Source organism: Vibrio sp. AK197 (assembly GCF_053903115.1).
On record NZ_CP096430.1, the window covers coordinates 1,301,779 to 1,326,027 of the forward strand.

The following is a 24,249-nucleotide window of genomic DNA, read 5'->3' on the forward strand; positions in this document are numbered from 1 at the left end:
GCTGGTATGTTGGAAACGCAAAGTGCAGCATTGGATTTTTCGCAAGCTTCAAAGGTTGAACAGACAGCCCGCAATTGGATTTTTCGCTACCTTGAGCAGATAGCCATTGGGCGGCTTACTGTTATAGAAACTTTTGGGGGTATTGATGACCGTGTACGAGTTTTTGGTCAGCAATCGTTAGAGCAGAGTCTTGATGCAAAGGTAGAGATTCACCATCCAAGCCTGTACGCCCGGTTTTTAAGAGGTGGCAGTGTCGCCGCCAGTGAAGCGTATATGGATGGGTGGTGGGACAGCCCTGATTTAACCGCTGTAATGAATCTCATGGCACAAAATCTTAATGCGCTTGATCAAATCGAGCAGCGTGTGAGCTGGTTTAGTAAGTTGGCGCTAAAATTAGGGCACTGGTTGAAACGTAATACCTTGGACAATTCCAAAAAGAATATCCATGCCCATTACGACTTAGGAAACTCGCTTTACGAAACGTTCCTCGATGAAAATATGCTTTACTCATCGGCTCTGTTTGCATCAGAGCAAGATACCCTTGAAGCGGCACAAATTCAAAAAATGGATAGGTTGTGCAAACAACTTGAGCTACAACCGACTGATCATGTTATTGAAATTGGTACGGGATGGGGGGCAATGGCCATCTACATGGCGCAGCAATACGGATGTCGAGTGACAACCACGACCATTTCTGATGAACAGTTTGCTTACGCACAGAGCAAAATTAATGCACTAGGTCTGAATGAAAAGATCACTTTATTGAAAAAAGACTATCGGCTCCTCGAAGGGCAGTTTGATAAATTGGTGTCGATCGAAATGATTGAGGCAGTCGGCAAAGCGTATTTGGACTCTTTTATTATCAAGTGTCGTCAATTGCTTAAGCCACAAGGTTTGATGGCGCTACAAGCCATCACTATTGTTGATTCCCGCTATGAAGAATACAGCCGTAATGTCGACTTTATCCAAAAATACATTTTCCCAGGTGGCTTTTTACCGTCAGTTTCTGCATTAACGTTTGCAACCGCTAAACAGACCGATTTAGTCGTGCGTAATTTGCATGATATGGGGTTGGATTACGCTAAAACCTTGCACCATTGGCATCAACGTTTTACGTTGCAGGAAAATAAAGTGCGAGAGTTAGGTTATGATGAGCGTTTTATTCGCATGTGGCGGTATTACTTTTGCTACTGTGAAGGTGGCTTTTTAGCACGTAGTATCAGTACCGTACAAATGACTTTCCAAGCTCGTTAAAGGAGTTGCTCCATGCGTTTGCTGACAATGTCAATTTGGTTTCAATTGCTTTGGTTTCTGGCGGTTATTGGCCAAGAGCAAACGCAGTGGTGGCTTATGTTATGTGTCATCGCTACCTACCTTTATGTGCTTTTAAAACAATCTATTCCATTAGAAAGGCTGTTTATACTCGGGTTTCTTGGTATTGCCGTTGATTGGATCAACATGCGTACTCATCTTCTGTCTTTTGATTCTGAATTTTTGCCCACTTGGTTAATTTCTCTTTGGTTCATTTTTGCTTGGTATGCGTATAACCTAGTGCCAGCGCTTAGACCTTTTTCTTCTTGGTTGTTGATCCCGATCGGCGGCCTGTTAGGAGCATCGAGTTATTTTGCTGGCTATAAGTTAGAGGCGGTTGCCTTACCCCATTCACTATCCGTGTCTTTGTCGGCACTGTTTATTGAATGGTCTCTTATCATGCTAGTGATTTTAAAGGTGATTTATCGTGAACAAAGGAGTATTCGCTAAGTTTGGTATCATACTTTGTGCCGTTTTCTTTATCGTACCGATAGCGCTTAGCTCGCCCCCGAGCATACAGAAAGACCGCAATAATATTGAGGGTTGGCAGGGCTGGCCCATGGTCGGTGAAGCTGAATTGTCGGTTTTTGTGTTTGATATTTATCGCTCAACGCTGTTCACTCCTTCAGGAAAATATCTACCTCAGGGGTTAAATGAACCTCTCGCTCTTTCTATTACTTATCTGCGAGACATATCCTCGACGAAGTTACTTGAGGCGACAGCAGAGCAGTGGCAAAAATTAGGTTTTAATCAACAACAAGTGTCAAGTTGGATACCCGTTCTTGAAGGCATCTTTCCAGATGTCGAGCCGGGAGACACATTGACCTATCTCTCCCAAGGCAAGTATGGGCATTTCATTTTTAAGCCCAAGAATCAAGCTCAAGAGTCCGTAGGGGACATTGATAATCAAGAGCTTAGCCAGGCCTTTTTATCGATTTGGTTATCTCCGAATACCACCTATCCCAAATTACGTAAACAGCTAATAGGAGAGCAAAAATGAGATTGTTGAAAGGCTTTTGGATTATCGTTGTCGCGACGCTTATAAGTGCATGTTCTGCAGACATCGACGAATATCAAACCCTAGCTCCGCGTTTCGATTTGTTCTCCTATTTTGATGGTGAAGTACACGCTTGGGGAATGGTTCAGGATTATCGCAACAAACAAGCGAGGCGGTTCACCGTTGTCATTGAGGGCAGCGTGAGAGGGGACACTCTGACTTTAAACGAGGACTTCACTTATGATGACGGTGAAACTGACAACCGGGTATGGACCATTAGTCGAGAAGGTGAAGGATATTACACTGGCTATGCGGACGATATTATTGGTGAGGCAAAAGGGCGAGAAGTCGGCAACGCGTTACAATGGAAATATGACTTTGAATTGGCGGTTGATGGCACTAACGTTGAAGTGACCTTTGATGATTGGCTCTATCGACAAGACAGTAAACGTGTTTTTAACCTAACGTCGATAACCAAATTGGGTGTTGAAGTTGGGCGAGTCACGCTGTTTTTTGAAAAGCAATAATTGACCGAAGAAAAAGGCTCTGCAGTGGAAGAGCCTTTTTAGTAGTAATAACGTGAGCGAGTAAGAAAATTACAGTTTGTCGGTTAACTCAATCGCTTGACCAATGTAATTTGCTGGCGTCATGAGTTTTAGACGCGCTTTCTCTTCTTCAGGGAGTGCTAGCCCATCAATGAATTGGCGCATTGCTTCACCATCAACACGTTTACCACGGGTAAGCTCTTTCAATTTTTCATAAGGCTTCTCGATGCCGTAACGACGCATTACGGTTTGAACTGGCTCAGCAAGCACTTCCCAGTTTTTATCAAGTTCCGCCAAAAGTGCCTCTCGGTTAACTTCTAACTTACTGATACCTTTAAGAGTCGAGGTGTATGCGATAACCGCATAGCCTACACCAACCCCTAGGTTACGAAGTACAGTCGAATCAGTTAGGTCGCGCTGCCAACGTGAGATAGGCAGTTTTTGCGCGAGGTGACCAAATACGGCGTTTGCAAGACCAAGATTACCTTCTGAGTTTTCAAAGTCGATCGGATTGACTTTATGCGGCATCGTTGACGAGCCAATTTCACCGGCGATGGTTTTTTGTTTGAAGTGTCCCAGTGCAATGTAGCCCCAGATATCACGGTCAAAATCAATGAGGATGGTGTTGAAGCGTGCAACGGCATCGAACAATTCAGCAATATAATCGTGTGGTTCGATTTGTGTGGTGTACGGGTTCCAAGTCACCTCAAGAGATTGGGTCACAAATTCTTCACTGAATTTGTGCCAATCAAGCTCAGGGTACGCAGAAAGATGCGCATTATAGTTACCGACCGCACCATTGATTTTCGCTAGAATCTCAATATTTTCGATCTGTTTATATTGGCGTTCCATACGGTAAGCAACGTTTGCCATCTCTTTACCCATGGTCGATGGTGAAGCTGGCTGACCGTGGGTCCGAGAAAGCAGTGGAATATCACGATATTCGACAGCCAATGCTTTGATGGCATCAATTAGTTTGCGAATCTCTGGAAGAATAACGTGTTCACGTGCTTCTTTTAACATTAAAGCGTGAGACGTGTTATTAATGTCTTCAGAAGTACATGCAAAATGGAAAAACTCATTCACTGCATGAAGCTCAGGAACGTCAGCTACTTTTTCTTTGAGAAAGTATTCAACCGCTTTGACGTCATGGTTTGTCGTACGTTCAATATCCTTGATACGCTGGGCATCTTGCTCAGAAAAATTGGCAGCCAAAGTGTCTAGAAATTGGTTTGCTTCTGCGCTGAACGCTGGCACTTCTGGAATTTCAGCAGTAGCCGCAAGCTTTTGTAACCAACGAATTTCAACGATAGTGCGGTATTTGAGCAGACCGTATTCACTGAAAATTTCGCGTAAAGCAATCGTCTTACTTCCATAACGGCCGTCTACTGGTGAAACAGCAGTCAATGCTGACAGTTCCATGATGTTCTCCTGAATTGAGTTTCTAAATTTCGTGAGCGTTATACCAATAACTTGAGTAATTGTCACGAAGATTGCGCAAACGTTTGCGTTAAATTTGTTTTCGTCAAAAAAAACAAGCTCGCGATGGACGCGAGCTTGCAGTTATAGCCTAGCTAAAAGAATCTGAGCCTGTTCGACCATTTTTTTACGGCCAAAAATCAAGTGACGGCGGCGCCCTCCCACTTGACGCCAAAGGACCGCGCTACGAATTCCAGATAAAAGCAGGGCGCGAACCTTATGCTGATTCGTTGTTTGCTGTAATACTGAAGGCGTACCTGTTACCTGAATTCTAGGTCCAATCGGGCTGATCACATCAAGGTACACGCTGGCAAGGTTGCTCAGCATTTGCTCGTCCATGAGGTCAAAGTGTTCGACTTGTCGTTCAAGCATTTGCAAACGATCGCCCAACTGAGACATCGCGTCATTACGACCCGCCAGTTTTCGCTCTAGTGCCATGAGGCTAATGATGTAACGCGTAATTTCGCTGCCTGACGGCGTGCTATCAATTCCTTTCACCAAGCATTCAAGCCCAAGCTTTAAATCTGACTCACGACCGTAAACGTTGAGTGTACTGCTTGGGTTGGTGTTGAGTACCGCTTTGAGTGAAGTTTCAAACGCACTGTCATCACAATGACCGTCTTTTGCTACTTGTTGAACAAGAGCGACTGCTTGGCAAATGCCAGCAAATGCAATGGTACGGTCATACAATGTGTTGGCCACGTAATCTACTCCTTAAATTTGTCGTCAAAAAAACTTATATACGCTGCTCAATGATACCACCACCCAGGCAGACATCATCGGCGTAAAATACCGCAGATTGTCCAGGTGTTACAGCCACTTGAGGCTCATCAAAGGTGACTTTGATGTTGTCCGCGTCGATTGGCGTAATGGTACAAGGAATATCCGTTTGACGATAGCGTGTTTTTACTGTGCAACGCATCGGTTCGGTCACGCTCTGGCGAGAAACCCAGTGCAGTTGTGACGCAATCAATCCATTTGACTTTAATAAAGGATGATCGGCACCTTGCACAGCAATTAATACATTGCGCTTCAGGTCTTTATCCGCAACATACCATGGTTCTTCATGGCCGCCGCCCCCTTTTTGGCCACCGATGTGTAAGCCTTTACGCTGCCCGAGAGTATGGTACATCAAACCTTGATGTTCACCGATGACGGTCCCTTCTGGTGTTTCAATTTTACCCGGCTGAGCTGGGAGATACCGAGATAAGAAATCGGTAAATTTGCGCTCACCAATAAAACAAATACCCGTAGAATCTTTCTTCTTCGCTGTGACTAAGCCTTGCTCTTCAGCGATACGTCGTACTTCGGGTTTTTCCAATTCACCGACGGGAAATAAGCTTCGAGCGATTTGCTGATGACTCAATGTATATAAGAAGTAGCTTTGGTCCTTATTGCCATCCAGGCCGCGTAACATTTGTGGCTGCTCACCATTCTCAGGAAAGGTTCGGCGAACGTAATGGCCCATGGCAATGTAATCTGCATCCAGCACTTCATCCGCGAACTCTAAGAACGCCTTAAATTTTATTTCTTTGTTACACAAGATATCTGGGTTTGGCGTTCTTCCCGCTTTATATTCTGCCAAGAAGTATTCAAATACGTTGTCCCAGTATTCGGCGGCAAAATTAATTGTGTGCAGATGGATGCCAAGTTTATCGCACACAGCCTGAGCATCAGCGAGATCTTCCGCTGCAGTACAATACTCTTCGTTATCATCCTCTTCCCAGTTCTTCATAAACAGGCCTTCTACTTGGTAGCCTTGTTGTTGAAGAAGATAGGCAGAGACAGATGAATCAACACCGCCCGACATGCCGACGATGACTTTCTTTTGGCTGTTATCAGACATTACTTAACACCACTTGATTTAACCGGACGCAGATTTTAACAGAAACCATTTGAAGGTGACAGATCTTGGACTCTAATCACACTTTTATTTGCTGAAAAAACTCTATGCTGCCATATCACACCCAGCTTGCTTGTGATAATTTGTCCACGAAATTCACAAAGAGTGTAAATAATGCAAGAACAATCTTTTATTGAAGAAGCAGAATTAATTGAAATTGTTGAAAATCAGTTGGCTGATGGCAATCCGGTAAAGACGAAAGAAACCTTAATGCGATTGATGATGACCGGAACAAGTCGTGAAGATGCCATCGCGATGATGGCCTGTGCGGTCTCGATTGAAGTTTTTGACGTGATGAAAAATGATGGCGAGTTTAATTTAAAGCGATATGCCGAACATTTAGATGAACTTCCAGACCTTTCTTTTATGGAAGGTGAATAAATTTATTGGCAATCGTTTGCTATACTTCCTTTTTATTGCCGCGCTAAATAGTGCGCGGTAGAATTCGGCTTCCTTCATTACCACAATCGAAACTCCGTTATGAAATTTCCTGGCCAACGTAAGTCCAAACACTATTTTCCTGTCCATGCTCGTGATCCACTCATCAGTCAGGCACAAGAAAGTAAAACCATGACACGTACCCATATTATTGGTATCGACCAAACGTTGGTCGATATTGAAGCCAAAGTGTGTACGGATTTGATAGAACGTTACGGTTTAAGTAAAGGCCATTCACTTGTTATTGATGATGATAAAGCGGAGTCTCTTTATAACGAATTGAAAGATAATGGTTTAATTACTAGTGAATATGCAGGTGGAACAATAGGGAATACCTTGCATAATTACTCTGTATTAGCGGATGACCGCTCAACATTATTAGGTGTCATGAGCCAAGATATAAAAATTGGCAGCTATGGTTATCGTTATTTATGTAATACATCAAGTCGAATGGATTTGAATTATTTACAAGGTGTTAATGGTGCTATTGGACGATGCTTTGCGTTAATTACAGAAGATGGCGAACGTACCTTTGCAATTAGTGAAGGGCAAATGAACCAATTGCATGCAGACAACATCCCGGAAAAGATTTTTGAAACGGCGTCGGCTTTGGTGTTAACCGCCTATTTGGTTCGTTGTAAAGAAGGCGATCCCATGCCTGTTGCAACGCAGCGCGCGATTGAATATGCCAAGAAATATGACGTGCCTGTGGTATTAACGTTAGGAACCAAGTTCGTTATTCAAGATGATCCTGAATTTTGGCAAAAGTTCTTAAAAGAACATATCTCCGTGGTTGCGATGAATGAAGATGAAGCGCAAGCATTAACGGGTGAGTCTGATCCACTTGCCGCTTCAGACAAAGCATTAGACTGGGTTGATCTGGTGCTCTGTACTGCTGGGCCTGTCGGCTTGTTTATGGCAGGTTATACAGAAGACACTGCTAAACGTGAAACGACACTGCCATTATTACCAGGCTGTATTGCCGAATTTAATCGTTATGAATTTAGCCGTCCGGTATTTAAAGCAGAGTGTGAAAATCCAATACGTGTCTATTCACATATTGCTCCATATATGGGTGGACCAGAAAAAATTAAAAATACGAATGGTGCAGGTGACGCAGCATTATCCGCGGTACTGCATGATATGGCTGCGAATAAATATCATAAAGAGAATGTGCCAAATTCTAGTAAGCATGCGCATACCTTTTTAACTTATTCTTCATTTTCACAAGTGTGCAAATATGCGAATAGGGCAAGTTATGAAGTTCTCGTTCAACATTCTCCCCGTTTATCTAAAGGGTTACCGGAACGTGAAGACAGCTTAGAAGAAGCATATTGGGAACGTTAATCGTTTATTGGATACAAAAAAGCCTGCAATATGCAGGCTTTTTTATAAATTAATTTTAATCACAACGGATTAATTTTTTTCGATAAGGAAATCGTCCAATGAGTTACCCGCATCTAAATGCGCTTGGATAGCTGATGGAGTACGACCTTGTCCTGTCCACGTTTTTTCTTGTCCATTTGCATCAACGTATTTGTATTTTGCTGGACGAGGAGTACGTTTAGACTTTGATTTTTTACTTTTTGTTTCACCAGATAATGCATCGATCAACGCCGTTACATCAATTCCGTCTTGAGCAATTTGCTCAGCAATAGCGGCAAGTTTTGCTTCTTGCTCTGCTTTTTCAGCAAGTTCTGCTTCTTCTTGTTCTTTACGTTCTTCAACAACAATAGTGAGTTTATCTAAAGCTTCTTCCAATTGCTCCATTGTTAAATCACGAGCAAAGGCACGAAGACTACGAATATTTAAAAGTGTTTTTGTCAGTTCCGACATTGTTCATACCTACTGAATTGAGTTTATATATAGATATTAATCTGCAAAGTTAACTAATACAATATTCTACTGTCAATAATATTTAAATTTTTTAGAGTTTGCAGATTTTGTGATCTCTATATCTGACTGCAATTGGGTTAATAAAGTTCAAAATATTGATTAGTAATTCTTCTATAATAGATATTTATCGAAAGCTATTTTACAAATATTTTGTTTAAAAATGTAATAATTAACCTTAGCGTAGATATTCAGAATTAATTCATTTGAATCTCTTGTTATGACATTTTACTCATAAACTTACGTGTTACATGCAATTTCTCTATTTAAATTGTGATTCGATACGTAAATCGGCTTTTGGGATGTTGTGTTGCAATAGCTCTCTAAATGAGTAAAATGGCCGCCACCTAATGCTCATGCAGGGTTGTATTGTGCTGTTTTTGACTAGCACTAAGGTATAATCTTTTGCATGAGCGGTAGAGGCGCGAACTGAAAGAGTCGCTGTTATTGGGGTGATGCCAATGAATAACAGTTAAAGGTCTTTTCGCCGAAGTCTATATCTTTATCAGGGATATAGGCTGGGGGTGCAGCGAATAGGTGCACCACTGCCATAGTCTATTATTTTAAAACTATGGAGCGCTACTGTAGGGTGTGGGTTCAGCATTCGCTTACCTTTCGCTTATTATCAACAATGACGTTTTGTTTTCATCTCGTATTGTCTGCAGTAGATCTCTAGCCAATCTAACTGGTTTTTGAAGATCATGAATTTAATTGATTTTGCTTCTTCGCCGATGTCCTTGTTGCCACCATTGGTTGCATTGAGCTTGGCGATTGTCACACGTCGTGTATTACTTTCTCTTGGAGTGGGGATTCTTTTAGGGGCGTTGTTGCTCACGGGATTCACACTTTCTTCTACCGCTCACTATGTCGGTACCACGGTGAAAGCCGTGTTCATCGAAGACGGTAGTATTAATAGCTGGAATATGAGTATAGTCGGTTTTCTGATTCTATTGGGAATGATGACGGCCTTGCTCGCATTGTCTGGCGGCACACGCGCTTTTGCTGCATGGGCTCAGTCACGAGTAAAAAGTAAACGCGGCTCAAAGCTGCTAGCAGCTTTTCTAGGCGTGTTTATTTTTATTGACGACTACTTTAACAGCTTGGCCGTTGGTGCGATTTCACGCCCAGTGACTGACCGCTTTTATGTTTCTCGCTCTAAACTGGCTTATATTCTTGACTCCACCGCCGCGCCAATGTGCGTCATCATGCCCGCATCTAGTTGGGGCGCTTACATCATGACCATCATCAGTGGCATTCTGGTTGCGCATGGCGTGACGGAATATTCAGCACTAGGTGCGTATTTACGTATTGTACCGATGAACTTCTACGCCATCTTTGCATTGCTTATGGTGTTTGCTGTCGCCTGGTTTGGTCTCGATATTGGTAAAATGCGCGAACACGAGATTTCTGCGTCTCAAGGGCGAGGATACGATAAAGAGAATGAAGTGAGTGAGGAAGCGCGCGATCTCACTGAAGAGCTTGATATTGTTGAAAGTGAAAATGGCAAAGTGTCGGACTTGGTGTTACCGATCGTCTTCCTTATTGTCGCGACAGTCATTGCCATGATGTACACCGGAGCGCAAGCTCTTGCCTCAGATGGGCTTGGCTTTAATATTTTGGGCGCATTTGAAAATACTGATGTCGGTACATCACTGATCTATGGTGGTGTTGTTGGTTTAGCCATCGCACTATTGACGGTGTTCAAGCAAAAAATCGCGCTAAATGCTATTTTACATACCCTCTGGGTCGGTGCGAAGTCCATGTTTGGTGCCATATTGATCTTGCTTTTTGCTTGGACGATAGGTTCCATTATTGGTGATATGAAAACCGGTAGCTACCTGTCGACACTTGCACAAGGAAATATTGGTACTCAATGGTTACCTGTGATTTTATTCCTGCTCTCTGGGTTAATGGCTTTTTCAACCGGCACCTCATGGGGAACGTTTGGCATCATGCTTCCTATCGCTGGTGATATGGCAGGTGCAACCGATGTTGCCATGATGCTACCAATGCTCAGTGCTGTATTAGCGGGGTCGGTTTTTGGCGATCATTGCTCACCGATTTCAGACACGACAATTTTATCGTCAACCGGTGCACGTTGTGATCACATTGATCATGTGTCCACTCAGTTGCCTTATGCATTATCCGTTGCGCTGATTTCATGTATTGGCTTTGTAGTTTTAGGTTTCTTTGGTTCACCAATGCTTGCACTAGCAGCGACATCCGTGGCGTTTATTGTTTTGTGCTTGGTACTTTCTGCGATGTCTAAGTCCAAAATGGCGAAATTAGAAGCTTTATAACTGTCTGATTTTAATCCTATTAGTGAAAGGTGCTTCGGCACCTTTTTAATTTGTATTATACAAATTAAAAAAAACGAAAATAAAAGGTTGAAAAAAAGGCCGAGCTTCGATAGTGTTGAACACAGTTCACAAAAACTCAAAAAGCCAAAGTAATTAAGTATGCGTAATTTCGTAATGAACATTCATCATCACCATCACCCAATCTAGTCTTTCGGGCGATGTACGCGTACCCGGGAGGCAGGACTCTCCCGGTGGTTGAAATCGAAGTGATTACAGATTCAAACCCTTGGGAGACAAACTTCCAAGGGTTTTTTAGTTTTTACTGATTTAAACTTTACTAAATTCTGCAAAGGAACCAATAAATGCAAACACAACAACGACTAAGAATTGCCATCCAGAAAAAAGGCCGCCTAAGTAAAGAGAGCCAAGCGCTACTCAAACAGTGCGGTGTGAAGTTTAACGTGATGGGTGAGCGTCTCGTCGTTCACGCTCAAAATATGCCGATTGATTTGCTATTGGTTCGTGATGACGACATTCCAGGTCTAATCATGGATGGCGTGGTTGACCTCGGCTTTATTGGTGAAAACGAGCTTGAAGAAGTTCGCCTAGAGCGTAAAGCACAAGGTGAACCTTGTGAGTTTGTTTCTCTGCGTCGTCTCGATTTTGGTGGTTGCCGTCTGTCTATCGCCATTAATAAAGACGAAGAGTACAACGGCCCTCAGGATCTCTCGGGCAAACGCATTGCAACCACTTACCCACAACTACTTAAAGCTTATATGGATAAGCAGGGCGTGCCGTTTTCGACTTGTATGCTTACGGGCTCAGTGGAAGTAGCGCCTCGCGCCGGGCTTGCTGATGCCATCGCTGACCTAGTATCAACAGGGGCGACTCTGGAAGCTAATGGACTAAAAGAAGCGGAAGTCATTTTCAAATCTAAAGCGACGCTCATTCAACGCATGGGCGAATTTGATGCCGATAAAACCGCGCTCATCAGCAAACTGCTTGTCCGTATGCAGGGCGTACAACAAGCAAAAGAATCGAAATACATTATGCTGCATGCACCGGTTGATAAACTGGAACAAGTGAAAGCATTGCTGCCAGGAGCTGAAGATCCAACCGTATTACCGCTCTCCGCTGAAAAACAAAAAGTTGCTGTACATTTAGTCAGCACCGAAAATCTATTTTGGGAAACCATGGAGCAACTTAAAGAGCTGGGTGCAAGCTCAATTCTAGTGTTGCCTATTGATAAGATGATGGAGTAGGGCGATGAGAACGGTAGTTTGGCAATCATTAAGCGAATCACAACAAGACTCAATCTTAGAGCGCCCGGCAATTACCGAAGGGGCGAATATAACGGCAGCGGTAGCTGACGTCATTACCCAGGTTCGCCAACACGGCGACCAAGCGCTCGCTGAGTTAACTGAGAAGTTCGACAAGGTAAAACCTGCATCGCTTCGCGTATCAAGCGAGGAGATTGAGCAAGCGTCAGAGCGTTTAAGTGACTCTATGCGTCAAGCGCTCGAGCAAGCTTACGCAAATATCGCAAAATTTCACAAAGCGCAAAAACCGCAGCCGATTAAAGTCGAAACTCAGCCGGGCGTGATGTGTGAACAAACCACGCGACCAATTCAAAAAGTGGGTTTGTATATCCCGGGAGGCAGTGCGCCACTTCCTTCCACCGTATTAATGCTGGGCGTACCAGCGAAAATCGCAGGCTGCCGTAAGGTGGTGCTGTGTTCTCCACCACCGATTGCCGATGAAATTCTCTACGTGGCGAAACTTTGCGGTATTGATGAGGTGTATAACGTGGGTGGTGGTCAAGCGATCGCAGCAATGGCTTATGGTACAGAGACCGTGAGTAAAGTCGATAAAATCTTTGGCCCTGGTAATGCTTATGTTACCGAAGCAAAGCGCCAAGTCAGTAATGATTTTCGCGGCGCAGCCATCGATATGCCCGCTGGCCCGTCAGAAGTCTTGGTTATTGCGGATGAGACAGCCACTCCCGACTTCATCGCGGCGGACTTATTAAGCCAAGCAGAACATGGGCCGGACTCACAAGTCGTGCTGGTAACGCCGTCACCGGTGATTGCTGATCAAGTGCGTGATGCTGTACAAACTCAGCTTGCGATGCTTTCTCGCGCGGACATCGCGCAAAAGGCGCTGGCATCGAGTTTGATTATTATTGCTGAATCATTACCGCAAGCTGTCTCCATCTCCAACTATTACGGTCCAGAACACTTGATTGTTCAAACCAAAAATCCTCGCGAATTGCTTCCTCTGCTGGATAATGCCGGTTCCATTTTCTTGGGGGATTGGTCTCCTGAATCGGCCGGGGATTATGCCTCTGGTACCAATCACGTATTGCCAACGTACGGCTATACACGGACTTATTCAAGCCTTGGCTTAGCTGACTTTTCCAAACGGATGACGGTTCAAGAACTTTCTGCTGATGGCTTGAAAAACTTAGCCCCAACCGTGGTGACCATGGCGGAAGCGGAAGGTTTGGATGCTCATAAACGTGCGGTAACCATTCGCGTAGAAAAACTGATGCAAGGAGAGGTGTGATGGAAAAGCTTGCTCGTAAACAAGTTCAGCAGCTGACGCCTTACTTATCAGCACGTCGCATTGGCGGCAGTGGTGATGTTTGGCTTAACGCCAATGAATCGCCCTTTGATAATGCCTATGTCGCAGATATTTCACGGCTAAATCGTTATAGTGAGTGTCAACCAAAGCCACTGATTGATGCTTATGCTGCTTATGCTGGCGTCAAACCAGAGCAGACATTGACCTCACGTGGTGCTGACGAAGGGATTGAGCTGTTAATTCGTGCTTACTGTGAACCCGGACAAGATGCGGTGCTCTATTGTCCGCCAACCTATGGTATGTACGCAATCAGCGCGGAAACTTTTGGTGTTGAGCGAAAAACAGTGCCACTGAACAGTGATTGGCAACTCGATCTCGCAGGGATTGAAGCACAGCTAGACAACGTTAAGTTAGTGTTTGTTTGTAGTCCGAATAATCCAACAGGCAATTTGGTCAAACGTGAAGACATCGTCACCTTGCTTGAAATGACGAAAGACAAAGCGATTGTGGTGATGGATGAAGCCTATATCGATTTTTGCCCTGAAGCTTCGACCGTCGATTTACTGAAAGAGTACGATAATTTAGCGATTTTACGCACCATGTCCAAAGCCTTTGCTTTAGCTGGGTTACGCTGCGGATTTACCTTAGCAAACCCTGACATTATTAATGTATTGCTAAAAGTCATTGCCCCTTATCCGGTTCCGATTCCAGTGGCTGATATTGCTCAGCAAGCGCTTTCTGCTCAAGGGTTGGAACGTGCAGCAAGTCAGGTTGCGGAATTGAACCAAAATCGTCAGTACCTTAGTAAAGCATTGTCCACAATTGAAGGGGTTACGGTGTGTGAAGGCTGGGGTAATTACCTGCTAGTGCTATTCGCAGATGGTGATGCTTTATTTAAAGCTGCGTGGGATAACGGCATGATTTTGCGCAACTCTCCGATTGAAAATGGAGTTCGCATCAGTATTGGTAATAAAACCGAGTGCGAAAAAGTCATTGGTTTTATTAAGAATTTTTATTTATAACCGACTAAACGTTATACGCTGAAGCTTCAGTGAAACTTAAAAGGATGTTCGAGTGAGCAAGCAACAAAAAATCCTATTTATCGACCGTGATGGCACCTTAATTGTCGAGCCTCCGGTGGATTTTCAAGTCGACCGTTTAGATAAGCTAAAACTAGAGCCGTATGTCATTCCGAGCCTCTTGACGCTGCAATCAGAAGGCTATCGCTTAGTGATGGTCACAAATCAAGACGGGTTAGGAACCGAAAGCTACCCACAAGCCGATTTCGATGCACCACATAATATGATGATGGAGATTTTCGAATCACAAGGCGTCAAATTCGATGATGTTCTTATTTGCCCGCACTTTGAACAAGATAACTGCAGCTGTCGTAAGCCTAAGCTTGGTTTAGTGAAAGAGTATCTTCAAGGTGGCAAAGTCGATTTCCAGCAGTCTGCGGTTATCGGTGACCGTGTCACGGATTTGCAGTTGGCTGAAAACATGGCGATTGAAGGTATTCAATATAACCCTCAAACCATGGGCTGGCGTGAGATTGTTAAGGCATTGACTGTCAATGCACGTGTTGCTGAGGTGGTGCGAACCACCAAAGAAACCGATATTCGCGTCAGCGTCAATCTCGATGAGCAGGGTGGAAATCAAATTCACACCGGGCTTGGCTTTTTTGACCATATGCTTGATCAAATTGCAACACATGGCGGTTTCCAACTGAGTTGCCAAGTGGAAGGTGATTTACATATAGATGATCACCATACTGTAGAGGACACCGCGTTGGCGCTTGGTCAGGCTTTGAAAGAGGCTCTGGGTGACAAGCGAGGTATTGGCCGCTTTGGTTTCAGCCTGCCTATGGATGAATGTCTTGCCCAGTGCGCACTTGATCTTTCAGGGCGTCCTTATTTGAAATTTGACGCTCAATTTGGCCGTGAACACGTTGGTGATTTTTCTACTGAGATGGTTGTGCACTTTTTCCGTTCATTAACCGATACGCTGGCGTGTACGTTGCACCTTTCTTCGGCTGGGGACAACGATCACCACATTATTGAAAGCTTGTTTAAATCATTTGGTCGCACACTGCGTCAAGCGATCAAAGTAGAAGGTAACGAACTGCCGAGCAGTAAAGGAGTGCTGTAATGAGCGAGCAAACTCAAAAAGTCGTTATTATTGATACTGGCTGCGCGAATGTTTCCTCGGTGAAGTTTGCCATTCAGCGTTTGGGTTATGACGTGGTGGTATCGCGTGATCCTGACTTGGTTCTTAGCGCTGATAAGCTGTTTTTACCAGGAGTAGGGACTGCCAGTGAGGCGATGCGTAACCTCGAAGAGCGCGGATTGATTGAGCTGGTTAAGCAGATCAAAAAACCAGTGCTGGGCATCTGTTTAGGTATGCAACTCCTTGGGCGTTTGTCAGAAGAGAAAACGCAAGCAAGCACAGAAGAAGTTCCATGCCTTGGCCTGTGTGATGGTGATGTCCGCATGATGGATACCGGCGATCTTCCATTACCGCATATGGGATGGAACACCTTAGTTGCATCGGCTGGTCACCCTTTGTTTAAAGATATTGAGCAAGGGGAATATTTCTACTTTGTTCACAGTTACGCCATGCCTGTTGGTGAGTATACGATTGCTGAATGCGATTACGGAAATGCTTTCACGGCAGCGGTACAAAGCGGTAACTTTTATGGAGTGCAATTTCACCCTGAGCGCTCTTCCAAAGCGGGTTCTAAACTCATTCAAAACTTTTTGGAATTATAAGGACATGGTTCAGTGATTATTCCAGCATTAGATTTAATCGAAGGCCAAGTCGTGCGTTTATATCAAGGCGATTATGGTCAAGTTACCGAATACAAAGTGAACCCGGCCGAGCAGTTCAATTTGTACCACCAAGCAGGAGCAAACTGGTTGCACCTAGTGGATTTGACGGGAGCTAAAGATACGACTGCACGTCAATTGGGTCTTATCGCGACGTTACTTGCTAGTACTCCGGCTAACATCCAAATTGGCGGTGGAGTGCGCAGTGAGCAAGATGTCATCGATCTTCTTGATGCCGGCGCACAGCGTGTGGTTGTTGGCTCAACAGCCGTTAAGCAGCCGGAACTCGTCAAAGGTTGGATGGAAAAATACGGCGCAGAAAAAATTGTGCTCGCATTGGACATCAATATTGATGCTCAGGGCGTACGTAACGTCGCCATCTCTGGTTGGCAAGAAGATTCCGGGGTAACAATAGAGGCTTTGCTTGATGACTACCTTACCGTGGGTCTCCAGCATGTCCTATGTACCGATATTTCTCGCGATGGCACATTAAACGGCTCAAACGTCGAATTGTATCGAGATTTATGCCAAGCCTACCCACAAGTGAAGTTTCAATCATCCGGGGGTATTGGCAGCTTACAAGATATCGCGGCACTTAAAGATACTGGTGTTTCTGGTGTGATTGTTGGCCGAGCTTTGCTCGATGGAAAATTTACCGCAGAGGAGGCGTTCGCATGTTGGCAAAACGCATAATTCCGTGTTTGGACGTTCGTGATGGTCAAGTGGTCAAAGGGGTACAATTTCGTAATCACGAAATCATAGGTGATATTGTGCCATTGGCCAAACGCTATGCAGAAGAAGGTGCGGACGAGCTAGTCTTTTATGACATCACGGCATCGAGTGATGGACGTGTGGTCGATAAAAGCTGGGTGTCACGTGTTGCTGAGGTGATTGATATTCCTTTTTGCGTCGCGGGTGGCATTAAAACGGCAGAAGATGCATCGCGTATTTTGGAGTTTGGCGCAGATAAGGTCTCGATTAACTCACCAGCGTTAGCCAACCCAGAATTGATTACCGAGTTGGCCGATAAATTTGGTGTGCAGTGTATTGTCGTCGGTATCGACTCTTATTTTGATAAAGAAACAGACCAATACCAAGTTTATCAATTTACAGGTGATGAAACGCGCACCAAAGCCACTCAATGGCAGACAGCAGATTGGGTAAAAGAAGTTCAAAAACGCGGTGCTGGAGAAATTGTCTTGAACATGATGAATCAGGATGGCGTGCGTAATGGTTACGATCTGAACCAATTAAATATGGTACGTGAGGTCTGTGGCGTTCCTTTGATTGCATCTGGCGGCGCTGGCGCAATGGAACACTTTACAGACGCGTTCCAACAAGCCAATGTTGACGGTGCCTTAGCGGCTTCCGTCTTTCATAAACAGATCATTAATATTGGTGAATTAAAACAGTACCTAAAACAACAGGGCGTCGAGGTAAGATTATGAGTGCAGAAGCGGTTGTAGAGGCACTGGAAGAACGAATTGATTGGGAAAAAGTGGACGGCTTAGTGCCTGCTATTGTTCAAGATTATCAGTCTAGCCAAGTGCTAATGATGGGCTACATGAACCCTGAAGCACTGAGTAAAACGCAGCAGACGGGCCAAGTTACTTTTTTCTCCCGTAGTAAGCAGCGTTTGTGGACTAAAGGTGAAACGTCGGGCAATGTGCTTGAACTAAAAAATATCTCCCTAGATTGTGACAACGACACGTTGCTAATTAAGGTTAATCCTGTCGGGCCGACTTGCCATACAGGGACCACAACCTGTTGGGATGCGGACAAACAGGATGAGTCACAAATGGTGTGGCTTCACCAATTGGAACAACTGCTTGGTGAGCGTAAAAATGCAGACCCTGAATCCTCTTATACTGCCAGTTTGTACGCCCGTGGCACCAAACGTATTTCGCAGAAAGTGGGCGAAGAAGGTGTTGAAGTCGCGCTTGCGGCAACGTCGGGTGACAAGGCGGAGGTCGTGAGCGAATCCGCTGATTTGATTTACCACCTTCTGGTGTTACTGCAAGATCAAGGGCTGTCAATGAATGACGTGATCAACAAGCTAAAAGAGCGTCACAAATAGAACGCTTGACACCTGTGGTAAACTAACAGGCATTGTTTGAAAAGCTGTGAGAAGTGATGTTCTTACGGCTTTTTTGCTTTTTATTGTCCACCAGTATTTTATATAGAGGTTTTTATATGGCAGGTCACAGTAAATGGGCGAATATTCGCCATCGCAAAGCCGCACAAGATGCCAAGCGCGGCAAAATCTTCACCAAATTAATTCGTGAGATCGTGGTTGCGGCAAAAGAGAGTGGCGGCGATGTTGAAAATAACCCTCGGCTACGCGCCGCTATTGATAAAGCGCTTTCCAACAACATGACACGCGATACCATCAATCGCGCCGTGTCTCGTGGCGCTGGTGGTGAAGGGGATGACAATATGGAAACCGTCATCTATGAAGGTTACGGCCCCGGTGGCACCGCCGTGATGGTGGAATGCATGACGGATAACCGCAATCGCACTGTGTCTGGTGTGCGGCATGCATTCTCTAAAGCGGGAGGCAACCTAGGGACAGACGGCAGCGTAAACTACTTATTTGATAAGAAAGGGGTGATCTCCTACGCGCCAGGCCTTAGTGAAGACGAAGTGATGGAAGTGGCTTTGGAAAGCGGCGCCGAGGATATTGAAACGGCAGAGGACGGTTCGATTGATGTTTACTCTGAGCCAGCCGAGTTTGGCATTGTTAAAGATGCGCTCGATAAGGCGGGTTTTGAGGCAGATAACGCTGAAGTGTCGTTGATTCCTTCAACTAAAGCCGAATTGGATGCGGATACTGCACCCAAGTTACTGCGTTTGATTGATGCACTTGAAGACCTTGATGATGTTCAAGAAGTTTACCATAACGGCGATATTTCTGACGAAGTGGCAGCAACACTTGAATAATCTAAGCCATCCTCAGCGGATAAACGCTGAGGATGATTAAAACGATCAGTCGTCTAGCAAATCAAAGTTATCGGCATAGCCTTTCGGCGGGGGAGCCCAGCCGCGCTCTGTGCGAGAGTGTTGGTCAGTATGTTCAAATGACATCTCATTACGAATACGCTCTTCAAGTTGAATAAACAGCTTGGCATAATTGTTGTCAAATCGTTCCTCTGAACCCGACTCCCCAAGCCAAGCTTGATACAGCTCATCAGATGAGGCTTTTTCCACTCGCTTGTAGGCGGTTTTTTGTTTCTCGACGGTAAACGGGTGTTGGCCGAGTTCCCGCAGCGCGATACCACCAATTTCTAACGCTGAATGGTAGGTTTCTAACTCAATGAAGTCTGCGCCAACTTGGCGAAGTCGATAGCTGTGTCCGCGGTCAAAGGCACGCGCTAACACTTTAATTTGAGGGTGGGCATGCTTTAAATATTTGACGAGATTAATGCTGTTTTCTCGGCTATCGATGGCGACCACGACCATTGCCGCTTCTTCGACACCAGCTTGTAACAACAGGTCTGGCCGTGTGGAATCGCCAAAATAGGCTTTGGTATTGATACGGCGTAGGTTATCAATTTGCGAAGCTTGATGGTCAAGCACGACAGTCTTAATACCGTTGGAGACCAGAATACGATTGACGATTTGCCCAAAGCGTCCGACACCAGCAATGATCACGGTGCCTTTTTCATCAATAGTGTCTGTTTCGCGGTCATTAGAAGCAGCCTGAAAACGTGGCATGATCATTTTTTCAAACACGATAAACAGTAACGGTGTGAAGAACATTGAAAGCGCGACCACCATAGATAACGTTTGGGCTAAATCATGAGGAAGGACGTGGTTTTGTTCGGAGAACGTGAGAAGAACAAAACCAAACTCACCCGCTTGCGCTAAGCTCAAGGCAAACAGCCATCGGTTACTGTGTTCGATTCTGAAAATAAAGCTTAACACCAGTAACACCAGTGCTTTGAGTAGCATCACGCCAATGGTCAGAGCCAAAATAGTAAAAAACTGGCCAAACAAAATATCAAAGTGAATGTTCGCCCCCACCGTGATAAAAAACAAGCCCAGCAATAACCCTTTAAATGGCTCAATATTGGATTCTAATTCGTGGCGAAACTCACTGTTGGCTAAAACCACACCCGCCAGAAAGGTTCCTAAAGCAGGCGAAAGGCCGACCAACCCCATCAGCGCTGCGATGCCCACAACCAGCATCAGTGCGGTGGCGGTAAAGATCTCTCTTACGCCAGAGCTGGCGACAAATTTAAGGAGTGGACGGCTTAAATAATGTCCTCCGACGACGATGGCAGCGATTGCAGCAGTCAACACTAAACCATAAGCCCAACTTGGCAAATCCGTGACTAAACTGATGTCAGAGTGATTCGCTTGCTCGCCAAGCGCGTTAGCCGATTCGACTAACTCAGGGATCGCTAACAGTGGGATAAATGCCAGCATTGGGATGACGGCAATGTCTTGAAATAGCAATACGGAAAACGCATTTTGCCCACCGATGGTTTTGGTTAGCCGTTTTTCATTGAAAGTTTGCAAGACAATAGCGGTAGAGGAGAGTGAGAAAATAAGTCCAACCGTCAGTGCCGTACTCCAACTTAGTCCCAAGGTGGAAGCGATAGCCATCACACCCAGCGTCGATAACAAGACTTGTAAGCCGCCCAGTCCCATCAAGCGGTTTCTCATCGCCCATAGGTGTTTCGGATCTAACTCAAGGCCGACTAAAAATAGCATCATTACCACGCCAAACTCGGCAAAATGTTGAATCGCTTCGGTTTCGTCACCGACAATACCAATCAATGGGCCTATCACCACGCCCGCCATCAAGTAACCAAGTACCGAACCAAGCCCAAAGCGCTTTGCAAGTGGCACTGCAATGACAGCGGCCAATAGATAAATAAACACTTGAATGAAATAACCTGTCATAACGCCTCCGATGGCAGGATTAAGTGCTCTACTTGGTGAGTCAATTTATCCAATTGTGCGGCTTGCTCGATATCCAAGCGGTCGTCTATTAACGCTTGTAATAACTGGCGATAGGTATCGACATGCTGATGAACCGATTGATCTTGGTAGGCTTTACGAGCATCGAACAAGGCAAAGGGCGGTAAATAACGCATTTTGGTCATACACGCCATCTGTTCAATGGGATAGAGCATCTGGCGAATGGTGAAATGATTGTACCCTTTGTCACCATAGGTTTGTTCTTTTCCGCCTGCGGTTAATGCGCACAGCAGTAACTTCCCTTGCAAAGCACGGCCATCTTGTCCGTAAGCAAATCCATACTCTAAAACTAAGTCTTGCCACTCTTTAAGAAGTGAAGGGGTTGAATACCAGTAAAGAGGAAATTGGAACACAATGACATCGTGCTCGAGCAAACGTTGCTGTTCAAGATCGATGTCGATATCGAAGTTTGGGTATTCATAGTAAAGATCAACCACGGTCACATTAGCCATGGCTTTCACTGCGCGAATCATCGGTGTATTGACTTCACTTCGGTGCTGAGAAGGGTGGGCATATAAGACTAAGACTTTTTTGTTTTTCATATTCAAGCGCCTAGCGGACGACGGAGCATGAAATAATAGTAAGAAGTTAATCGGATGGCGTCTACAGAAACTAAATGCGATTGCCCCATTATTCGGGAATCGCCCAATGAAAAGAGGCGTTGAATCAGCAGAATGTGCTATTCAAAAAACCAAAAGTAACTGTAGCCGACGATCAGCGCCGGAACTGAGGTGTAAACAGTGGCGACGAGTGCGGCTTTCGGTGCCATAGCAATCGCCGGGAAGAGCGCATCGCCATCGTTAGAAATTGCATTGGCGAGTTGGGTAGACATCGGCGCGGCGCCAGTGAGATAAAAGCTCGTGACTAGAATTTGTGGTCCACACCCTGGGAGCAGACCAATCAGGACACCAACCAAAGGCATCCACACTCCCCAGTCATTGAATAAAACCTGTAAGTTTAAATCCGCCAGTTGGGTTGTAAGGTCAAACACTAAAAAGGCCATCACGACCCAAGCCGTGACGAAATTGGTATCTTGCGCTGTCCGTTGCATGGGGTGTGAGATTCGAGGCTTACAGTCTTCGGATACCGTCGACTGGTAGCTTTTGATCTCCTTGGTTAAAGACCACAGCAATAAACTCACTACAAGGCAACCAGCGCCTACCCATTCAATAGTTTGAGCGGGCAATGCGAGTAGCTGATTAATATCAATTTGAAATGAACCAAGAAAAGCAACGATGCTGGCCGGAACAATCAGCCACTTCCAAAATGCGCCTTGCAAATTGATGGCTTTCGCTTCGAAGGCACTGTTTGCGTCTTGGTCGATGGGGGCTGCCACGTTCGCTGTTTTTGGGCGCATAAAATCATCATGGTGAATAAGATTAACCACCCAGCCGGAGAGACAGCCCACCACAACACCGAGGGCAATCACACCAAGTCCAACCTGAGGCTTACTGGCGAGGAGTAAGAATGCGGCATCGCCCATTGTGGCCGTGAGTACGGCAATAATAGCACCAAATCCGACTCGTCCACCGACAAACTGTGTCGTGACAATAATCGCGCCGCCACATCCAGGAAGTGCCCCTAAGAGCGCTGCGAATAGCACTTGGAAGTGGCGAGAATTTAAGTAAAGGTCGACAACGGTATTGCGCTGGCTAAAAAACTGCGACAGGTAGTGATACAGCGCCAATGTAAAGGCCACATAACTTGATACCGCCCAAAAAGCATCTGAGAGTGTATTGACAGCAATGGATTGAGTGGTGGGGGCAAGCAATAAAGCCATCAGCGTGCACGGCAGCAACATACGTTTGTAGCGCAACTCTAGTTGCGAAAAAAACGACCCATTCAATACCCACTGTGTCAGCTTTGCTGTCTGCATAAATAACCCGAAAGTGCCGAGACCATAGTTATAATATATGGTAATGAGAATCATTTGCAAATGAAATTGAATATTAAGTGGCTCGATATCACCAATTTCTTTGTTGTAAGCCATGACAAATTTTGCAGATAAGGTAAAGTAACGGTTTTTAAAATAGACCTATATTTTGTAGGTGTTTGGTAAGTAATTAGGAATTATAATGATTTTAGTTGTTGGACATAAAAACCCAGACAGCGACAGTATCTGTAGTGCATTGGTTACCGAAGCACTATTAACCGCGCGTGGTTTAGAAGCCAAAGCCGTTCGCCAAGGTGAACTTAATCGTGAAACGCAACATATCTTGGAGTGCGCAGGTGTTGATCAGCCAGAGCTTTGCACTCAAGTCGCGGGTAAGAAAGTATGGTTAGTCGATTATAGTGACGTCGCCCAAGCCCCGGATGATATTCAACACGCCGAGATTTTAGGCATTGTCGATCATCATCGCTTAGGCGACATCATGACCACCAACCCGCTTGAAGCATGGATTTGGCCTGTAGGATGCACTTGTACCATCCTATTTAACTTGCTTCAGTTAGAGAACGTAGCGATCACGCCATCGATGGCAACGCTAATGATGTCAGCCATTTTGTCTGATACCGTCGGTTTTGCTTCGCCAACGTGCACAGACAAAGACAAACAAGCCGTTGAGGCACTGGCCAAGTTAGCTAACGTTGATGATCTTGATGCCTTTATCAAAGCACTGTTGATTGCGAAAACCGACATCGAAGGGTTAAGCGCCGCTGAGTTGGTCGAGAAAGATCTTAAAGCGTATTCATTTAATGGACGTGATGTCGTTGTCGGTCAGATTGAACTGGCGACACTTGACCAAGTTGATAGCATGATTGATGCGCTTAATCAGGATTTACAACGCCGCTGCGACGAGCAAAACCTCGCGTTTGCTGCTGTGATGCTTACCGATATTACCAGCGCGCAAACACGGTTAATTTATACTGGGGAATGGGCGAGTAAGCTTGATAAACACCAGCATGAAGGCGTACTGATGATGGCAAATACGTTAAGTCGTAAAAAACAAGGCTGGCCTTGGTTACAAGCGCAGCTGGGCGAATAATACGT

24 protein-coding genes, 1 riboswitch and 1 other annotated feature are annotated in these 24,249 nt (G+C 45.1%); of the genes, 17 read left to right on the forward strand and 7 right to left on the reverse strand.

Going from position 1 to position 24,249, the window contains the following annotated elements; translation table 11 throughout:
- The first annotated feature begins 6 nt into the window (after positions 1-6).
- The 4 genes from M1D72_RS13255 to M1D72_RS13270 are packed head-to-tail and all read left to right on the forward strand — an operon-like array spanning position 7 to position 2,835.
- The gene (locus M1D72_RS13255; protein WP_456297189.1) at positions 7-1,254 is read left to right on the forward strand and encodes a class I SAM-dependent methyltransferase; all 1,248 of its coding nucleotides are present in this window, start codon (positions 7-9) and stop codon (positions 1,252-1,254) included.
- Positions 1,255-1,266: 12 nt separating this feature from the next.
- Entirely contained in the window at positions 1,267-1,761 is a 495-nt protein-coding gene (locus tag M1D72_RS13260) for a DUF2878 domain-containing protein (RefSeq protein ID WP_456297190.1), read from the forward strand.
- The gene (locus M1D72_RS13265; RefSeq protein ID WP_456297191.1) at positions 1,739-2,311 is read left to right on the forward strand and encodes a chalcone isomerase family protein; all 573 of its coding nucleotides are present in this window, start codon (positions 1,739-1,741) and stop codon (positions 2,309-2,311) included. The genes M1D72_RS13260 and M1D72_RS13265 overlap by 23 nt, the downstream gene beginning before the upstream one ends.
- Positions 2,308-2,835 (forward strand): DUF3833 domain-containing protein, encoded by a 528-nt coding sequence (locus M1D72_RS13270; protein ID WP_456297192.1) that lies wholly within the window; start codon positions 2,308-2,310, stop codon positions 2,833-2,835. The genes M1D72_RS13265 and M1D72_RS13270 overlap by 4 nt, the downstream gene beginning before the upstream one ends.
- 69 nt (positions 2,836-2,904) lie before the next feature.
- Here M1D72_RS13270 and purB read toward each other — a convergent pair whose 3' ends face one another.
- From purB to mnmA, 3 genes are all read right to left on the reverse strand, one after another.
- The gene (gene purB, locus M1D72_RS13275) at positions 2,905-4,275 is read right to left on the reverse strand and encodes an adenylosuccinate lyase (RefSeq protein WP_390190294.1); all 1,371 of its coding nucleotides are present in this window, start codon (positions 4,273-4,275) and stop codon (positions 2,905-2,907) included.
- Positions 4,276-4,416: 141 nt separating this feature from the next.
- The gene (gene hflD, locus M1D72_RS13280) at positions 4,417-5,034 is read right to left on the reverse strand and encodes a high frequency lysogenization protein HflD (protein WP_390190293.1); all 618 of its coding nucleotides are present in this window, start codon (positions 5,032-5,034) and stop codon (positions 4,417-4,419) included.
- A 34-nt stretch (positions 5,035-5,068) separates the two neighbouring features.
- Positions 5,069-6,178, reverse strand: a complete 1,110-nt coding sequence (mnmA, locus tag M1D72_RS13285; RefSeq protein ID WP_390190292.1) for a tRNA 2-thiouridine(34) synthase MnmA — start codon at positions 6,176-6,178, stop codon at positions 5,069-5,071.
- 171 nt (positions 6,179-6,349) lie between these two features.
- Between mnmA and M1D72_RS13290 the strand changes: the two genes are divergently transcribed.
- The gene (locus M1D72_RS13290) at positions 6,350-6,616 is read left to right on the forward strand and encodes a hypothetical protein (protein ID WP_390190290.1); all 267 of its coding nucleotides are present in this window, start codon (positions 6,350-6,352) and stop codon (positions 6,614-6,616) included.
- Between the two features lie 99 nt (positions 6,617-6,715).
- Positions 6,716-8,020: an inosine/guanosine kinase gene (locus tag M1D72_RS13295; protein ID WP_390190289.1), complete on the forward strand. Its 1,305-nt coding sequence runs from the start codon at positions 6,716-6,718 to the stop codon at positions 8,018-8,020.
- A gap of 69 nt (positions 8,021-8,089) precedes the next feature.
- On the opposite strand, the gene M1D72_RS13300 is transcribed toward M1D72_RS13295, so the two are convergent.
- On the reverse strand, positions 8,090-8,509 hold the full coding sequence (locus M1D72_RS13300; protein ID WP_390190288.1) for an H-NS family histone-like protein: 420 nt from the start codon (positions 8,507-8,509) through the stop codon (positions 8,090-8,092).
- Positions 8,510-8,975: 466 nt separating this feature from the next.
- Positions 8,976-9,156, forward strand: a riboswitch (Lysine riboswitch).
- Positions 9,157-9,267: 111 nt separating this feature from the next.
- On the opposite strand from M1D72_RS13300, the gene M1D72_RS13305 reads away from it, so the two are divergent.
- The 10 genes from M1D72_RS13305 (at position 9,268) to M1D72_RS13350 (ending at position 19,214) form a co-directional block, all read left to right on the forward strand.
- Positions 9,268-10,866 carry a Na+/H+ antiporter NhaC family protein gene (locus tag M1D72_RS13305; RefSeq protein WP_390190287.1) on the forward strand — a complete coding sequence of 533 codons (1,599 nt, stop codon included), beginning with the start codon at positions 9,268-9,270 and terminating at the stop codon, positions 10,864-10,866.
- Between the two features lie 182 nt (positions 10,867-11,048).
- Positions 11,049-11,183: a sequence feature (His leader region), on the forward strand.
- Positions 11,184-11,228: 45 nt separating this feature from the next.
- Positions 11,229-12,128: an ATP phosphoribosyltransferase gene (hisG, locus tag M1D72_RS13310; protein ID WP_456297193.1), complete on the forward strand. Its 900-nt coding sequence runs from the start codon at positions 11,229-11,231 to the stop codon at positions 12,126-12,128.
- A gap of 4 nt (positions 12,129-12,132) precedes the next feature.
- Complete coding sequence (gene hisD / locus M1D72_RS13315) at positions 12,133-13,431, forward strand: histidinol dehydrogenase (protein WP_456297194.1); 1,299 nt, start codon at positions 12,133-12,135, stop codon at positions 13,429-13,431.
- A complete protein-coding gene (gene hisC / locus M1D72_RS13320; protein ID WP_456297195.1) occupies positions 13,431-14,471 on the forward strand; it encodes a histidinol-phosphate transaminase in 1,041 nt (346 codons plus the stop codon). The genes hisD and hisC overlap by 1 nt, the downstream gene beginning before the upstream one ends.
- A gap of 52 nt (positions 14,472-14,523) precedes the next feature.
- A complete protein-coding gene (gene hisB / locus M1D72_RS13325) occupies positions 14,524-15,597 on the forward strand; it encodes a bifunctional histidinol-phosphatase/imidazoleglycerol-phosphate dehydratase HisB (RefSeq protein ID WP_456297196.1) in 1,074 nt (357 codons plus the stop codon).
- Entirely contained in the window at positions 15,597-16,217 is a 621-nt protein-coding gene (gene hisH / locus M1D72_RS13330; protein ID WP_456297197.1) for an imidazole glycerol phosphate synthase subunit HisH, read from the forward strand. Before hisB ends, hisH begins: the two co-directional genes overlap by 1 nt.
- A 12-nt stretch (positions 16,218-16,229) precedes the next feature.
- Complete coding sequence (gene hisA / locus M1D72_RS13335; protein ID WP_390190280.1) at positions 16,230-16,967, forward strand: 1-(5-phosphoribosyl)-5-[(5-phosphoribosylamino)methylideneamino]imidazole-4-carboxamide isomerase; 738 nt, start codon at positions 16,230-16,232, stop codon at positions 16,965-16,967.
- A complete protein-coding gene (gene hisF / locus M1D72_RS13340; RefSeq protein ID WP_456297198.1) occupies positions 16,949-17,722 on the forward strand; it encodes an imidazole glycerol phosphate synthase subunit HisF in 774 nt (257 codons plus the stop codon). Before hisA ends, hisF begins: the two co-directional genes overlap by 19 nt.
- Positions 17,719-18,351 (forward strand): bifunctional phosphoribosyl-AMP cyclohydrolase/phosphoribosyl-ATP diphosphatase HisIE, encoded by a 633-nt coding sequence (gene hisIE / locus M1D72_RS13345; protein ID WP_390190278.1) that lies wholly within the window; start codon positions 17,719-17,721, stop codon positions 18,349-18,351. The genes hisF and hisIE overlap by 4 nt, the downstream gene beginning before the upstream one ends.
- Before the next feature lie 116 nt (positions 18,352-18,467).
- Positions 18,468-19,214 carry a YebC/PmpR family DNA-binding transcriptional regulator gene (locus M1D72_RS13350; RefSeq protein ID WP_390190277.1) on the forward strand — a complete coding sequence of 249 codons (747 nt, stop codon included), beginning with the start codon at positions 18,468-18,470 and terminating at the stop codon, positions 19,212-19,214.
- 45 nt (positions 19,215-19,259) lie between these two features.
- Here the strand turns inward: M1D72_RS13350 and M1D72_RS13355 are convergent, their stop codons facing one another.
- The 3 genes from M1D72_RS13355 to M1D72_RS13365 form a co-directional block, all read right to left on the reverse strand.
- Complete coding sequence (locus M1D72_RS13355; protein ID WP_456297199.1) at positions 19,260-21,182, reverse strand: monovalent cation:proton antiporter-2 (CPA2) family protein; 1,923 nt, start codon at positions 21,180-21,182, stop codon at positions 19,260-19,262.
- Entirely contained in the window at positions 21,179-21,802 is a 624-nt protein-coding gene (locus M1D72_RS13360; RefSeq protein WP_456297200.1) for an NAD(P)H-dependent oxidoreductase, read from the reverse strand. The genes M1D72_RS13355 and M1D72_RS13360 overlap by 4 nt, the downstream gene beginning before the upstream one ends.
- A 137-nt stretch (positions 21,803-21,939) precedes the next feature.
- Positions 21,940-23,136: a putative manganese transporter gene (locus M1D72_RS13365; RefSeq protein WP_456297391.1), complete on the reverse strand. Its 1,197-nt coding sequence runs from the start codon at positions 23,134-23,136 to the stop codon at positions 21,940-21,942.
- Between the two features lie 199 nt (positions 23,137-23,335).
- On the opposite strand from M1D72_RS13365, the gene M1D72_RS13370 reads away from it, so the two are divergent.
- Positions 23,336-24,244 (forward strand): manganese-dependent inorganic pyrophosphatase, encoded by a 909-nt coding sequence (locus M1D72_RS13370; RefSeq protein WP_456297201.1) that lies wholly within the window; start codon positions 23,336-23,338, stop codon positions 24,242-24,244.
- Positions 24,245-24,249: the final 5 nt, after the last annotated feature.